Origin of the sequence: uncultured Caulobacter sp. (assembly GCF_937900395.1) — a bacterium.
Classification (GTDB): Bacteria; Pseudomonadota; Alphaproteobacteria; order Caulobacterales; family Caulobacteraceae; genus Caulobacter.
The window spans coordinates 1-14524 of the sequence record NZ_CALCDX010000148.1 but is presented as its reverse complement, the minus strand read 5'-3'; the positions used below and the strand labels follow the sequence as shown (position 1 = coordinate 14524).

13 protein-coding genes are annotated in these 14524 nt (G+C 68.3%); 8 read left to right on the top strand and 5 right to left on the bottom strand.

The genetic code is table 11. The annotated features are described in order from the left end of the window. Nucleotides 1-570: 570 nt before the first annotated feature. Nucleotides 571-2064 carry an AsmA family protein gene (locus Q0379_RS12025; RefSeq protein ID WP_299008823.1) on the bottom strand — a complete coding sequence of 498 codons (1494 nt, stop codon included), beginning with the start codon at nucleotides 2062-2064 and terminating at the stop codon, nucleotides 571-573. A 218-nt stretch (nucleotides 2065-2282) separates the two neighbouring features. Here Q0379_RS12025 and Q0379_RS12020 point away from each other — a divergent pair, with 218 nt between their 5' ends. Genes Q0379_RS12020 through Q0379_RS12010 form a run of 3 tightly spaced genes read left to right on the top strand, consistent with a single transcriptional unit; the run spans nucleotide 2283 to nucleotide 4064 of the window. Further along, on the top strand, nucleotides 2283-2924 hold the full coding sequence (locus Q0379_RS12020; protein WP_299008821.1) for an HAD-IA family hydrolase: 642 nt from the start codon (nucleotides 2283-2285) through the stop codon (nucleotides 2922-2924). 26 nt (nucleotides 2925-2950) lie between these two features. Then, the gene (locus tag Q0379_RS12015) at nucleotides 2951-3235 is read left to right on the top strand and encodes a 4a-hydroxytetrahydrobiopterin dehydratase (RefSeq protein ID WP_299008819.1); all 285 of its coding nucleotides are present in this window, start codon (nucleotides 2951-2953) and stop codon (nucleotides 3233-3235) included. A 43-nt stretch (nucleotides 3236-3278) separates the two neighbouring features. Beyond that, nucleotides 3279-4064, top strand: a complete 786-nt coding sequence (locus Q0379_RS12010) for an SDR family oxidoreductase (protein WP_299008816.1) — start codon at nucleotides 3279-3281, stop codon at nucleotides 4062-4064. A gap of 140 nt (nucleotides 4065-4204) precedes the next feature. On the opposite strand, the gene spdR is transcribed toward Q0379_RS12010, so the two are convergent. Both spdR and Q0379_RS12000 read right to left on the bottom strand, forming a co-directional pair. Then, entirely contained in the window at nucleotides 4205-4762 is a 558-nt protein-coding gene (gene spdR, locus Q0379_RS12005; protein WP_066683190.1) for a stationary phase response regulator transcription factor SpdR, read from the bottom strand. Between the two features lie 75 nt (nucleotides 4763-4837). After that, nucleotides 4838-6238, bottom strand: a complete 1401-nt coding sequence (locus tag Q0379_RS12000) for an ActS/PrrB/RegB family redox-sensitive histidine kinase (RefSeq protein WP_299008812.1) — start codon at nucleotides 6236-6238, stop codon at nucleotides 4838-4840. A gap of 74 nt (nucleotides 6239-6312) precedes the next feature. Here Q0379_RS12000 and Q0379_RS11995 point away from each other — a divergent pair, with 74 nt between their 5' ends. The 3 genes from Q0379_RS11995 to Q0379_RS11985 all read left to right on the top strand — a co-directional run bounded on the left by Q0379_RS11995 (nucleotide 6313) and on the right by Q0379_RS11985 (nucleotide 9404). After that, nucleotides 6313-6900, top strand: coding sequence for an SCO family protein (locus Q0379_RS11995; RefSeq protein ID WP_299008810.1), 588 nt, complete (start codon nucleotides 6313-6315; stop codon nucleotides 6898-6900). Between the two features lie 276 nt (nucleotides 6901-7176). Next, entirely contained in the window at nucleotides 7177-8439 is a 1263-nt protein-coding gene (gene phaZ / locus Q0379_RS11990; RefSeq protein ID WP_299008807.1) for a polyhydroxyalkanoate depolymerase, read from the top strand. A gap of 245 nt (nucleotides 8440-8684) precedes the next feature. After that, the gene (locus tag Q0379_RS11985; RefSeq protein WP_299008804.1) at nucleotides 8685-9404 is read left to right on the top strand and encodes a M48 family metallopeptidase; all 720 of its coding nucleotides are present in this window, start codon (nucleotides 8685-8687) and stop codon (nucleotides 9402-9404) included. A gap of 139 nt (nucleotides 9405-9543) precedes the next feature. Here the strand turns inward: Q0379_RS11985 and Q0379_RS11980 are convergent, their stop codons facing one another. Further along, nucleotides 9544-11493 carry a transglycosylase domain-containing protein gene (locus tag Q0379_RS11980; protein ID WP_299008801.1) on the bottom strand — a complete coding sequence of 650 codons (1950 nt, stop codon included), beginning with the start codon at nucleotides 11491-11493 and terminating at the stop codon, nucleotides 9544-9546. Nucleotides 11494-11687: 194 nt separating this feature from the next. Between Q0379_RS11980 and recQ the strand changes: the two genes are divergently transcribed. Both recQ and Q0379_RS11970 read left to right on the top strand, forming a co-directional pair. Further along, nucleotides 11688-13529, top strand: a complete 1842-nt coding sequence (gene recQ / locus Q0379_RS11975) for a DNA helicase RecQ (RefSeq protein WP_299008798.1) — start codon at nucleotides 11688-11690, stop codon at nucleotides 13527-13529. A 45-nt stretch (nucleotides 13530-13574) separates the two neighbouring features. Continuing rightward, on the top strand, nucleotides 13575-13895 hold the full coding sequence (locus Q0379_RS11970; RefSeq protein ID WP_299008795.1) for a hypothetical protein: 321 nt from the start codon (nucleotides 13575-13577) through the stop codon (nucleotides 13893-13895). On the opposite strand, the gene mmcB is transcribed toward Q0379_RS11970, so the two are convergent. Beyond that, nucleotides 13896-14351, bottom strand: a complete 456-nt coding sequence (gene mmcB, locus Q0379_RS11965; protein ID WP_299008825.1) for a DNA repair putative endonuclease MmcB — start codon at nucleotides 14349-14351, stop codon at nucleotides 13896-13898. Between the last annotated feature and the right edge of the window lie 173 nt (nucleotides 14352-14524).

Below are 14524 nucleotides of genomic sequence, written 5' to 3'. Positions count from 1 at the left end.
AAAAAAATGTGTGCTTTAGTCGCGATTCTTAGCGGCTGTGCAAACTTAAAAACAGAGAAAATCAGTTTTCTTGTCTATGGTCAATCAAATAGCGTAAGTCCAAGCCAGACGACCGAAGGAAAGCCAGGGGGCCAGATTTATGCGGCATCCGCAAACCTGGTTATCAATGACTTTTATGCAGAACATACCCCCAAAGGTGCCGATCCTTTGGGGCGGGGTTTTGTTATGCACCGGCCAACGGCTGAAAAACCGATTATCTCGGGGGCGTCCTGGGTGCGTCTGGCTGAACTTTTTCCCGGAACAGAATTCGAAATTTATAATTATGGCTTGGGAAATTCGACAACCGGGAGACTTTTGCGCGAAGATTATTTTTACCCGGTAGAGCGGCTTTTGACTGAAAAGAAAACCGGTCATGTGCTTTATGTGCAAGGTGAATCTGATTGCCTGGAGAATGTCAGCGAGTCAGCTTCATATGAAAATCTTAAGTCTATGATCCTTAAAAGCAAAAATGCAAATCCCTCCGTGCATTGGTTTGTTGCATTGAATGGCTTTAAATGTTCTGCCCCGCGTTTAGCTCAGCTGGCGGTGATTCGCGAAGGCCTGGCGGATCTCGCCGCGCGGGGCCACCACGGTGACCTCGCCGTTGGCGGTCGAGGCCGCGCGATGGACGCTATTGCCGACCCCGCTCAGCTTGGCGCGCGCCATCACCGTGCCCGAGATCGCCGGCTTGCCCTCGCTCTGGATCGGAATGAACTCCTCGAGGCGGCCGTTGGTCAGGCGCACGTCCAGATCGGTGCGCGGGACGGCGGGGCGGGCGTCCAGGCGCACCTTCCCCCGCAGGTCGCCGCGCGAGAAGGTGAAGGCCAGCGGGTCCAGGGTCAGCACGCCGTCCTTCAGGTCCAGCTTCAGGCTGACCTTTTCCAGCGGCAGGTTCGGCGCGTTCACCGCATCGGCGCGGTAGCTCACCTTGGCGTCCATGGCGCGGACGCGCTCCACTTGCAAGGTGGCGTCGGGCAGCAGGCGCTGGGTCGCGTCGCGCTGGGCGGCTTCGACCTTCTGGCCCGCCGAGGCGGTCTCGCCGCGGCCCGTGGCCGGCGCGGCGCCGACGAGGCTGCCCAGGTCGTCGAAGTCCAAGCGCTTCGAGCGCAGTTCGGCTTCCAGATAGGGGCGCTCCCGCCCGGTCAACACGAACAGGTCGCCGGCGATGTCGCTGTCGCCGACCCGCCCGGTCAGTTTCTGGAAGTCGTAGCGCGGCCCCTTGCGGACCATGTGGCCCGAGACGCGATAGGGCGGGGTGTTGGGCAGGGTCAGGCCGGTCAGGTCGTGCAGCCGGTTGAGGTCGGCGCCGGACACCGTCAGGTCGGTCTCGAACCGTCCGAGGTCGAAAGGCTTGGTCACCTGGCCGTGAGCGACGATCCGCGTCGCGCCCGCGCGCACTTCCGCGTCGAACGGATAGGGTCGGCTGGGCGAGATGTTCAGCAGCGGCCCGCCGCTGACCTCGGCCGTGAAGGCGGACTTGTTCAAGGTCCCATTGCCCTCCAGCACGAACCGGCCGCCGCGTTCCCCGGCCCGCTCCTGGGCGTTCACCGAGCCGACGAACAGCGTCCCGCGCTGGCGGTCGTCGAAGCGCAGCTTGCCGTCGTTGATCACGAACCGCTGGATGGCGGGCAGCTTCAGCGGCTTGTCGCTCTTGCGCGCGCCGAAGGTCCAGTTGGCCTTGCCGTCCTCGTCGCGCAGCAGGCGGACGTCCGGCTTGTCCAGCGCCAGGAACGGCATGATCACCTCGCCGCGCAGCAGCGGCAGGATCTTGATCTGCACGGCGATCCGCTGGAGCTGGACCATCTGCCCGGCTTGGGGATCGACCTTCCGCGCCCAGGCCGGCTGGCCGATCCGAACGCCATAGGCCTCGGCCTTGGGCGAGAACGACCAGGGATGGACGCGCAGGTCGCCGGTGATCGCCACCTCGCGCTGCATCTGGGCCGAGGCGTAGCGGCTCAAGGGACCCCGCAGCCAGTTCCAGTCGAAGATCACCAGGAAGGCGATGATCGCGGCGACCAGCGCCAAGGCCGAGCCGATGCCGATCAGGGCGCGCCGCGACAGGCCGCGCCACGGAGGACGCGGGGGCTTTGGCGGCAGGATGGCGTCGGCGGTCGACAGCGGCTTAGCTCCGGTTGAACCCTCCTAACGCGCAAGGGCGGTGGTCATGTTCCCTGCCGAGGGGCTTCCCCTCGCGGCCCCGCGCGGCTAGCCTTCGGTCAAACAAGTGTTTGAGGGGGCGGAAGATGGCGATCGAGGCGGTGATCTGGGACTTTGGCGGCGTCTTCACGACCTCGCCGTTCGAGGCCTTCCGCCGCTACGAGACCGAACGCGGCCTGCCCAAGGACTTCATCCGCACGGTCAACGCTGCCGATCCGGACGCCAACGCCTGGGCGCGGTTCGAGCGGGCCGAGATCGACGCGGCGGCCTTTGACGGCCTCTTCCTGGAGGAGGCGACGCGGCTGGGACACGCCGTGCGCGGCGCCGAGGTGCTGCCGTTGCTCTATGGCGACCTGCGGCCGCGCGTCATGGACGCGCTGAAGGCCTGCAAGGCCCGCTTCAAGGTCGGCTGCATCACCAACAACGTCCCGACGGGCCACGGCCCCGGCATGGCCCAGAGCGCCGAGAAGGCGCTGGCGGTCGGCGAGATCATGGCCCTGTTCGACGCGGTGATCGAAAGCTCCAAGGCCGGGGTGCGCAAGCCTGACCCGCGCATCTACCAGATGATGTGCGAGCTGTTGGATGTCGCGCCCGAGGCTTGCGTCTACCTCGACGACCTGGGGATCAACTGCAAGCCGGCGGCCGCGCTCGGGATGACCGCCATCAAGGTTTCCAGCGAAGACCAGTTGCTGGCGGACCTTGCCGAAGCGACCGGATTGGCGTTCTGAGGGGGCAAGACTCTCTCGGAGGAAACATGTCCCGCCCCAGGATCGGCGCCGCCGCCGCGATCGCCCAGCTCGACGGCTGGCGCGTCGCGGAAGGCCACAAGGACGCCATCGCCAAGACCTTCCGCTTCGCCGACTTCAACGAGGCGTTCGGCTTCATGACCCGCGTCGCCCTGATGGCCGACAAGCTCGATCACCACCCCGAGTGGTTCAATGTCTACAACCGCGTCGAGGTGTTGCTGACCACCCACGACGCCGACGGGGTGACCGAGCTCGACGTGACGCTCGCGAAGTTCATGGACAGCGCGGCCTGAAGAATTCAAACTCCCGTTTGAATTATAATCGGGAGGACGCCGCATGGCGCAGAGCACGGGCCGGGTCGCCGGCAAGAAGGCCTTCATCACCGGCGGGGCCCAGGGCCTGGGCGCGGCGGCGGGGCGTCGGCTCGCCGAAGAGGGCGCCAAGGTCGTCCTCGCCGACATCAACCTGGCCGGCGCGCAGGCCGTGGCCGACGAGATCAACGCCCGGCACGGCGCCGGTACGGCCTTCGCCTTGCATCTCGACGTCACGCAGGAAGACCAGTGGATCGAGGCGCTCGAGAAGGCCAACGGCCTGATGGGCGGCATCTCGGTGCTGCTGAACAACGCGGGCGTCGCGGGCGACAAGCCGCTGGAGGCGATGGAGTTCGATCTCTGGAAGCGGATCATGTCGATCAATGTCGACAGCGTCTTCCTGGGCGCCAAGCACGCCCTGACCTACATGCGCGCCCATCAGCCGGGCTCGATCGTCAACATCAGCTCGATCGCCGGCCTGATCGCCAACCACAACTCGCCGGCCTACAACGCCAGCAAGGCGGCGGTGTGGATGCTGAGCAAGAACATCGCGCTCTACTGCGCCAAGCAGGGCCTCGACATCCGCTCCAACTCGATCCACCCGACCTTCATCGATACGCCGATCCTGGACCCGCTGAACCAGCGGCTGGGCAAGGAAGAGGCGCAGGCCAAGCTGGGACGTCAGATCCCGGTGGGCCACATCGGCGAGCCGAACGACATCGCCAACGCCGTGCTCTACCTGGCCAGCGACGAGAGCAAGTTCGTCACCGGCGCCGAGATCAAGGTCGACGGCGGGATTTCGGCGATGTGAGGATTTGATAGTTCCTCCCCCGCGTCGCGGGGGAGGTGGCCCAGAGGGCCGGAGGGGGCGAGCTGGAGGTCGGCCGTGCAGGCCCCCTCAGTCGCTCCGTGACAGCTCCCCCGCATCGCGGGGGAGCATCTTAAACGCTCCTACCGCGGCGCGCGCTTCGCCAGAATCCGCTGCAGCGTCCGGCGGTGCATGTTCAGGCGGCGCGCGGTTTCCGAGACGTTGTGGCCGCACATCTCGTAGACGCGCTGGATGTGTTCCCAGCGGACGCGGTCGGCGCTCATCGGGTTTTCCGGCGGGGCCGGCGCGGCGTCCTTGGCGGCCAGCAGGGCGCGGGCCACGTCGTCGGCGTCGGCCGGCTTGGAGAGGTAGTCGACCACCCCCGCCTTCACCGCCGCCACGGCGGTGGCGATGTTGCCGTAGCCGGTCAGCATGATGACCTTGGCGTCGGGCCGCGCGTCGCGCACCGCCTCGACGACCTTCAGGCCCGAGCCGTCCTCCAGCCGCATGTCGAGCACGGCGTGGGCCGGGGCCTGGGCGCGCAGAATGGTCAGGGCCTCGGCCACGGAAGCCGCCAACGTCACCTCGAACCCGCGCTGCTCCAGAGCTCGTCCGAGCCGGGTCCGCAACGGGCCGTCGTCGTCCAACAGAAGCAGAGTCTTGTCCGGCAGCGCCGAAACCAGCTCACCGATATCCGCCATGAAGTCAGCCCCTCCCCGGGCCAATACTCAACAGGCCAAATAGTATTCTATCCTTCCGCGCATCCGCGTCATAACTCAAGCCCCCGTATAACCTGGAGCTTCCAACGCGGCGCGCGGCCAACGCGCGGACACCACGGCGCCGCCGCGACGACCATTACGAAAATCGACCGTCGCGCCCGTCCGTTCCAGCAAGGTCTTGGCGATGAAGAAGCCCAGGCCCATGCCGATATGACCGGTACGCGAGCCTTCCGCGCCTGGACGTGTGGTCACGTACGGTTCGCCCAGCTTGGCCAGCACCTCGGGCGAGAAGCCCGGCCCGTCGTCGCGGGCTTCGATGACAATATGTCGCGGGTCGAAGCGGGCGATGACGATCACCTCGCTGCGGGCGAAGTCCACCGCGTTCTCCACGATCGAGGTCATGGCGTGGATGATCTCGGGGCGGCGCCAGATGTCCGGCGCCGTCTCGCCGGCCGGGCCATTGACCACGGCCTCGACCCGGATGCCATGCACCAGGTGCGGCTCGATCACGTCCTGGACCAGCTGCACCAGGCTCATGCGCTCATGCACGGCGTCCTGGGCCTCGGGCATTTCCGTCAGGCGTTGGAGGATCTCGCGACAGCGGGCGGCCTGGCCGATCAGGAGCTCGGCGTCCTCGCGCACCTCTTCGCTGGTGGCGTTGCGGGCCATCTCGCGTGAGACGACCGAGATGGTCGCCAGCGGCGTGCCCAGCTCGTGCGCCGCCGCCGCCGCCAGGGCGCCCAGGGCCGACAGCCGCTGCTCGCGGGCCAGCACGGTCTCGGTGACGTTCAGGGCCAGCTCCATGCGGGCCGACTCGCTGGCCGCCTGCCAGGCGTAGGCGGCCGTCAGGATGATGCCCGCGATCCGCGCCGCCACGATCATCGCCATCATGGTCGGGCTGGGATTGAAGCCCATAGGCGCGCCGTTCACGGTGGGCAGCGGCATGTGAAAAAAGGCGAGCAGGATCGAGGCGGTGATCGCCAGGAACCCCAGGCCGATCGCATAGCGCGCCGGCAGGGTCGCGGCGGCCAAGGTCACCGGCGCGATCAGGAGCAGGGCGAAGGGATTGTGCGCGCCGCCCGTCAGGTAGAACAGCGCCGACAGCTGCAGGATGTCGAAGGCGATCTGCGCGGTGGCTTCGCCGTCGCGGGCCATCCTCTGGCCGTTCGAAGCCAGGCCCAGGAGGACGTTCAGCCAGGCCGACAGCGCCACCAGGGTGAAGCACATCGCCCACGGCACGTGCATCTTCAGCGCCAGGCCCGAGATCAGCAGGGCGGCCGTCTGGCCGACGACCCAGGCCCAGCGTTGGGCCAGAAGGGTGCGAACGCGAAGGCGGCTGCGTCTCAGTCCGGGCGCGGTCCAGCCCCAGGCGTCGTCTTGCGCCGGCTCTTCGCCCGGCCTATCGAGCCCGTTGCGGCGCGGATCCTCGGGCATTCCAGCGAACGAGACGTCAGCCATGACCGCAAGATTGTCCAGAATTGCGCGCTTTGCGAGTGCAAAAGGATGGGCTGAGACAAAAGGATGCGCCGCCGATGCTTCGTCAACGTCTGGTCCTGATCGTCGTTTGCCTGCTGGGTCTGCTTGTCGTGGCCGGCCTGGCCTGGCGGGCCAACACGCTTGGCCGGCAGCCCGCCGCCGCGGTCGGCGGCCCGTTCCAGCTGGTCGACCAGAACGGGACCCCGACCACCGAGAAGGTGCTGAAGGGCAAGTGGAGCGCGGTGTTCTTCGGCTTCACCTACTGCCCCGACGTCTGCCCCGGCACGTTGCAAGGCCTGGCCGCCGCGACCGAGCAGCTCGGGCCCAAGGCTAAGGACCTGCAGATCGTCTTCATCTCGATCGACCCCGAGCGTGACACGCCGGCCCAGATGAAGGCTTACCTGTCGGCCGACTATGTGCCGAAGTCGACGATCGGCCTGACCGGGACTCAAGCCCAGGTCGACGCCGCGGCCAAGGCCTACAAGGTCTATTACGCCAAGGTCGGGACGGGGCCGGGCTACACCATGGACCACTCGACGGCGATCTACCTGATGGACCCCAAGGGGCGCTTCAAGACGGTGATCCCCTACAACCAGCCCCCGGCCGACATCGCCGCGCGGATCAAGGCGGCGATGGCGGGGTGAGCCCCGTCCCCCGACCTCCCCGGCGCCACGGGTCGCGCTTTGCGCGCCCGGGCGTAAACTCCTGCCGGGGTCCAGCTCGAACCCACTGACGCTGCTGGCGCTCAAGGCGGACTGATCGCGATCACCCCCAACCGCTCAGGATGAAGCTGGGCCCCGGCATTCGCCGGGGAGGTCGGGTTTCTAGGCGACCCCGTGACGCGGCGCGAAATGCGTTCGAGGGATAGACTCCTTTAGCTTTCGCTGTGCTATGTTGCGCTGCAACATTGCGGGTGCGACATGCTCTACGCCCTTCACGAGGCGGCCTATTACGCCTCGACCCCGATGCGCCTCGCGGCGCTGGCGGCCCGGGACTTCTGGGGATCGCCGCTGAACCCGGCCGGCGACACGGCCCTGGGCCGGCGCATGCGCGCCGGCGCGGACCTGTTCGCCAACGTCACCCGACGCTATGGCAAGCCCAAGTGGAACATCGACAAGGTCAAGGTCGGCCAGGTCGACGTCCGCGTCCGCCCGACCGTGGTCTGGGAAAGCCCCTGGGCGCGCCTGGTCCAGTTCGACCGCGACATGGCCGACATGCGCCGGGCGGGCAAGTTCTCGCTGGACCCGGCGGTGCTGATCGTCGCGCCCCTGTCGGGCCACTACGCCACCCTGCTGCGCGGCACGGTCGAGGCCTTCCTGCCCGATCACGCCGTCTTCATCGTCGACTGGGTCAACGCCCGCGAGGTCTCGGTCCTGGAGGGTCGCTTCGACTTCCACGACTATATCGACCACGTGATCCAGATGCTGGAGGTGCTGGGGCCGCGTCCGAACGTGGTGGCCGTCTGTCAGCCCGGCCCGCCGGTCCTGGCCGCCGCCGCCCTGATGGCCGAGCAGAACCATCCCTCGCGCCCGGCCAGCATGACCTTCATGGGCTCGCCGATCGACGCGCGCCTGTCGCCGACCGTCACCAACCAGCTGGCCGAGGAAAAGCCGTTCACCTGGTTCCAGTCGAACATGATCTACACCGTGCCGCCGCCCTATGCGGGCGCGGGGCGACGCGTCTATCCGGGCTTCGTGCAGCTGGCCAGCTTCATGAGCATGAACGCCGAGCGCCACCAGGAAGCCCACCGCCGCTACTTCAACCACCTGGTCAGCGGCGACGGCGACAGCGCCGACAAGCACCTGGAGTTCTACGACGAGTACCTGTCGGTCCTGGACCTGACCGAGGAGTTCTATCTCCAGACCATCGACATCGTCTTCCAGCAGTATCTGCTGCCCAAGGGCGAGCTGATGCATCGGGGGACCTTGGTGAAGCCCGAGGCGATCACCGACATCGGCCTGATGACGGTCGAGGGCGAGAACGACGACATCTCCGGCATCGGCCAGACCCAGGCCGCCCACGGCCTCTGCCCGAACATTCCGGACGACATGAAGCTGGACTACGTCCAGCCCAGCGTCGGCCACTACGGCGTGTTCAACGGCCGCCGGTTCCGCGAGGAGATCTATCCCCGCGTCCGCGCCTTCATCCGCAAGTGCGACCCGAATTTCGCGGAAGAAGCCTGAGGGCTCCATCCCCGCTTCTCTTCTCCCGCCTTCCTAGGCCTTGTGCCTAGGACCCATGGCGGCGCCAGGCGCGGCGTCTTCACAAGACGGCGTCGAGGTGAACGATCATCTCCCGGCTCGGCGGCTTCGGAACGATGGGTCCTAGGCACAAGGCCTAGGAAGGCGGATCGAAAGGCGTTGGCCACAGCGCTCAAACCCGATCTCTCCGCCTTGCGACGAACCCCGACGCACACGATCTTACCGGCATGTTCTCGCGCATGGCCCAAAGGTTCTCTGACGGCGATCGGCTGGAGGTCGGCGGCTGGCCGGTGCGGCTGCGCGTCGACGGCCGCGCGCGGCGGGTGTCGCTGAGGGTCGATCGCGCCAAGTCCGAAATCGTCGCCCTGGCGCCCAGTCCCAGACGGCTGAACGAGGCCGTCGCCTTCGCCCAGGAGAAGTCCGGCTGGATCGCCAAGCAGCTGGCGGCCCTGCCCCAGCGCATGAGCCTGGCGCCCGGCGGCGTGCTGCGCTTGAACGACAGGCCCTATCGCCTCGAGGTCGGCCCCGGCCGCGCGCGGCTGGAAGAGGACCGCATCGTCGCGCCGGACGATCCCAATTGGGGCCTGAAAGTCATCCGCCTTGCCAAGCGCGAGGCGCTGAGCGTGCTGACCGAGCGCACCGCCGTCCACGCCGCCGCCCTGGGCCGGCCCATGCCGTCGGTGGCGGTGGCCGATCCGAAGGCGCGCTGGGGCTCGTGCCGTCCGGCGACGCCGCGCGCCCCGGCCGCGATCCGCTACAGCTGGCGCCTGATCCTGGCCCCGGCGGCGGTGGCCGACTATGTCGCCGCCCACGAGTGCGCGCACCTGATCGAGGCCAATCACGGCCCGCGGTTCTGGGCGCTATGTGAAGAGCTGGCGGGCGATCCGGCGCCGCACCGCGCCTGGCTGCGGGCGCACGCGGCGGAGCTGCACGCGATCGGGGCGTGAGCGGCTTGAGGCTAGTTCCTCCCCCGCGATGCGGGGGAGGTGGCCCAGAGGGCCGGAGGGGGCAAGCTGGGTGAACGCCGCGTTAGCCCCCTCAGTCACTCCGTGACAGCTCCCCCGCATCGCGGGGGAGCAACTTTCTTCAGTAAGGCAGTTGCCCCGGCGGCGGGGCGGTTCCGGCCGGCGTCTCGGCCGCGGGACCTTCCGGCGTCGGGTTGAGCAGGTCGCCGATCGGGTCCGGCGCTTCCGGAGGCGGGGCGACGCCGCCAGGGATGGGCGTGGCTTTCAAGCGCGGCAGGGCGGCGGTCATGAACGAGCGCCAGATTTCGGCCGGAGCGCCGCCGCCGGTCACCCGGCGCATGGTGGTGTTGTCGTCCTTGCCGGTCCAGACGGCGGTCACGAAGCCGCCCGTGTAGCCGACGAACCAGGCGTCCCGGTAGTCGCTGGTGGTGCCGGTCTTGCCGGCGATGTCGTAGCCGCCGACCCGTGCGCGCGTCCCCGTGCCCGAGGTCACGACCTCGCGCATCATCTGGTTCATGTACTGCAGGGCTGGCGTGCCGATCACCGCCGCGCGGGCCTGCTTGTCGACATTGTGGTCGTACAGGACCTTGCCCTTGGCGGTGCGGATGCGCTCGATGCCATAGCCCTTGGCCAGGAAGCCGCCGTTGGCGAACGGGGCGTAGGCCTGGGCCATCTCCATCGGCGAGACCTCGACCGCGCCCAGGGCCATCGACGGATCCAGCTGGATCTTGCTGGTGATGCCGAGGCGCCGGGCGGTGTTGGCGACGTTGCTGGTGCCGACCTCGCTGGCGAGGCGCGCGGCGACCGTGTTGATCGACTGGGCCAGCGCCGTCTGCATGGTGATCTGGCCAAGATACTTGCCCGTGTAGTTGCGCGGCTCCCAGTTGCCGATCTTCACCGGCTCGTCGACCACCATCATGTCGGGCGTGCGGCCCTGCTCCATGGCGGTCAGATAGACGAACGGCTTGAAGGCCGAGCCGGCCTGGCGGCGGGCGGTGGTGGCGCGGTCGAACTGGCTCTCGGCATAGTCGGCGCCGCCGACATAGGCGCGGATGCGGCCCTCGCCGTCGATGGCGACCAGGGCCGACTGCTGGACGCCCTGCTTCTCGTAGGCCTCGACGCCCTGCTTCACGGCGCGTTCGGCGGCGACCTGGATCGGCAGGTCCAGCGTGGTCTCGACCACCAGGTCCTCGGTCGGTTCGCCGACCAGCGAGCGGACCTGGGCGTCGATATAGTCGGTGAAGTACTGGGCGCGCTGGTTGGCCAGGGTGGCCGAGACCTGCACCGGGGTGCTGAAGGCCTGGTCGCGCTGCTCGGGCGTGATGGCCTTGATGCGCACCATCTCGTCCAGAACGATCGTGGCGCGGCGGGCCGCGCGCTCCTTGGCCGAGACCGGCGAATAGCGGGCGGGGCCCTTCATCATGCCGGCCAGCAGGGCGGCCTCGCCGACCGACAGGTCCTTGGCGGGCTTGTTAAAATAGCGCTGCGAGGCGGCTTCGATGCCGTAGGCGCCGGCGCCGAAATAGACCCGGTTCATATAGAGGGCCAGGATCTGTTTCTTGGAGAACTTCATCTCCAGCCAAACGGCCAGGATCAGCTCCTGAGCCTTGCGGCGATAGTTCTGGGCCGGGCTGAGGAACAGGTTGCGGGCCAGCTGCTGGGTGATGGTCGAGCCGCCGCGCTGGGGGCCGTCGTGGGTGGCGTTCCAGATCGCCGAACGGGCGATGCCCCAGGGGTTGAAGCCGAAGTGGTGGTAGAATTGGCGGTCCTCGATCGCCACGAAGGCGGCCGGCACGTAGGGCGGCAGGGCGTCGATGTCGACGGGCGGCGCGTACTGGCTGCCGCGCACGGCCAGCAGGGCGCCCGAGCGGTCCAGATAGTTGATCGAGGGCTGGCGCTTGACGTCGTACAGGGTCGAGGTGTCGGGCAGGTCGCGGGCGAACACCGCGAAGAAGGCCACGACGAAGATCAGGCCCCAGATGCCGAGCACCGTTCCCCAATAGACCAGGGCCTGGAGCGGGGTGCGTTGCGGCTTCGCCGGCTTGTTTCCGCCGAAGGGTCCGTTCGCCATGTTGGTATCGTTCCTGCGCGCGCCGGGGATCTTGAGCGCGTTCCGTTTAGCCGAACCCCACAGAACGCGCGACAAGATTGACGAGATATGAACGCGGCGGTTTTCGGGCCTTTCGCGGAACCCGTCGCCAGAGAAACGACGGCGCCTGCGATCCTGCCTTGGCGCGGCGCGGGCGGACCGCCATAACGACGGCCGTGTACGTTCCTCCCGAATCCCCAGAGCTCGATCAGGCGCGCGACGTCCTGCGCCGCACCTTCGGCCACGCCGACTTCCGCGGCATGCAGGCGGGGGTGGTCAATGAGATCCTGGCCGGGCGCAGCGCCATGGCCGTGCTGCCGACCGGCGGCGGCAAGAGCCTCTGCTACCAGATCCCGTCGCTGATCCGGCCGGGCGTCGGCTTGGTGGTCTCGCCGCTGATCGCCCTGATGGCCGACCAGGTCCAGGGCCTGCGCCAGGCGGGCGTGGCGGCCGAGCGGCTGGACAGCAACATCTCGCTAGACGAGCGCTCGGACATCTGGCGGCGCATCGACGCCGGCGAGGTCGACCTGCTGTACCTGTCGCCCGAAGGCCTGATGCAGCCGTGGATGCTGGAGCGCCTGTCGCGCACGCCCCTGGCCCTGGTCGCGGTCGACGAGGCGCACTGCGTCAGCCAGTGGGGCCACGATTTTAGGCCCGAGTACCGGATGTTGGGGCGGCTGGCGGAGCTGTTCCCCGACGTGCCGCGCCTGGCGGTCACCGCCACGGCCGACGCCCGGACCCGGGACGACATCCGCGCCGAGCTGCGCCTGGAGGGCGCGGCCGAGTTCGTCGACAGCTTCGCCCGTCCGGAGCTGGCCCTCAGCGCCGAGCGCAAGCGGGGCAAGGGCCATGACCGGGTCGTGGAGCTCGTTCTGGAGCGCCGGGGTCGCTCCGGCGTGGTCTATGCCGGCTCGCGCGACGCCACCGAGAAGCTGGCCGAGAAACTCAACGCCGAAGGCGTGCCGGCCCTGGCCTACCACGCCGGCCTCGACAAGGCCGTGCGCGCCCGCCGGCTCGAGGACTTTCTGGAGGCCGACGCCGCGGTGATGGTGGCGACCATCGCCTTCGGCATGGGCGTCGACAAGCCCGACGTCCGCTTCGTGATCCACGCCGATCCCCCCGCCGCCATCGAGGCCTATTGGCAGGAGGTCGGTCGCGCCGGCCGCGACCGGCAGCCGGCCGAGGGCATCACCCTCTACGGCTCGGCCGACATGGCCTGGGCCGGCCGCCGCATCGAGACGCGCGAGGCGCCCGACGAGGTCAAGCAGGTCCAGTCGCGGAAGCTCCGCCAGTTCTACGCCATGCTGGAGGGCGTCACCTGCCGCGCGGCGGCGGTCCGCCGCTATTTCGGCGAGGAGGGCGTGGCGCGCTGCGGGGTCTGCGACATCTGCGTCTCGCCGCCCGCCGCGACCGACGCCACCGAGGCGGCGCAGAAGGCTCTCTCGGCCGTGCACCGGTTGGGCGGACGCCTGGGGCGCGGGCGGGTGATCGAGCACCTGCTGGGCAAGACCAAGGACGTCACGCCCAGCGAGGCCCAGCTGCCGACGTTCGGCATCGGGCGCGAGATGAGCCAGCCGGCCTGGCGCGACCTCTTCGACACCCTGATCTTCGAGGGCCTGCTGCGCGAGGATCCCAATGACGGCCGGCCGCTGATCGGCCTGGGCGATGTCGAGGGCGTCCGGCAGGTCTATCGCGGCGAGCGGCGCGTGGCCCTGCGCCAGATGGTGGACGCGCCCGAAACCGGCAGGGCCTCCGGCGCGCGCAAGCGCCGAGAGGGCAAGGCGCTGACCATCCCCGCCGACAACCAGGTGCTGTTCGAGGCCCTGCGCGCCTGGCGCAAGGAGGCCGCGCAGCTGCAGCACGTGCCGCCCTACGTCATCTTCCACGACGCCACCCTGGCCGAGATCGCCGCCGCGCGGCCGACGACCTTGGCGGCGCTGGGCAAGGCTGGCGGCGTGGGGCAGGGCAAGCTCGATCGCTACGGCGAGGCGGTTTTGAAGGTCGTGCGGGAGAACTAAAGCCGGCGGGGCGTGTTAGACTGGCTCAAGCCGAGGAGCCTCCCCATGACCGACGTCACCAGCTTCACCCCCGACACCTCTTCCGCGTCCGCCATCGACGGCGTCGAGAAGGCCGCCGCCGACAAGACCAAGCGCGCCAAGGAGGCGGTCAGCAAGGCCGTGAAGTCCGCGCGCGAAACCGCCGCCGAGGTCGCCGAGCAGACCCGCACCTTCGCCGCCGAGAAGGCCAAGGTCGGCGCGGCCTGGACCCGCGACAAGGCCCAAGTGGCCCATCATGTCGCCGAAGAACATCCGATCGGCGTCGCCCTGGGCGCTTTCGCCATCGGCCTGGGCGTCGGCTTCCTGATCGCTCGCGCCCGCGACTAATTACAAACTCAGGCGCTCGGCGTTCACCCCCGCCGCCCGCAAGGCGGCGAGGCGGGCGAACGCCAGCGTTAGGGCCTTGCGACGCGCCGGCGCCAGAGGGGCGAGCGGCGCCTCGCGCACGACCGCTCCGCCGAAGCCGTCGGCCACCAGCAGCCCTGGCTCGTCGGGCAGCACGCCTTCCGGAAAGTTCGGCGCGACGGCGAAGTAGAAGGCGTCACAGAACGGCGCGTACTCCCCCCATTTTCGGTCGACCCGGAAGTCATCGAGCCCCGACTTCACCTCGACGATCAGCACGTCCCCTTTCGGACCGAGCGCCATCAGGTCGGCGCGGCGACCGTTCGGCAAGGTCACCTCGGCCAAAGGGGCATAGCCCAGGTCAACGAGCAGTCGCGCGGCCCCGCGCGTGACGGCGAGGGTGGTCTCTGGTCGGCTATGTAGTTGGATGATGACGTCCACGCCGAGATCATGTTCCAGCTTTGTTCGCGGATCAAGCCCGCGCTCACTGCGGAGCCGCCGGCGCAACGGGTGCGCCGACGGCTTGTCTTCAGATGGTAAGCGCGCTCGCGGTCAGTGGGTCTTTTCACCGGCCGCCGTCGCCGCCTTGTCAATGACATTGGCGACGGCCTCGG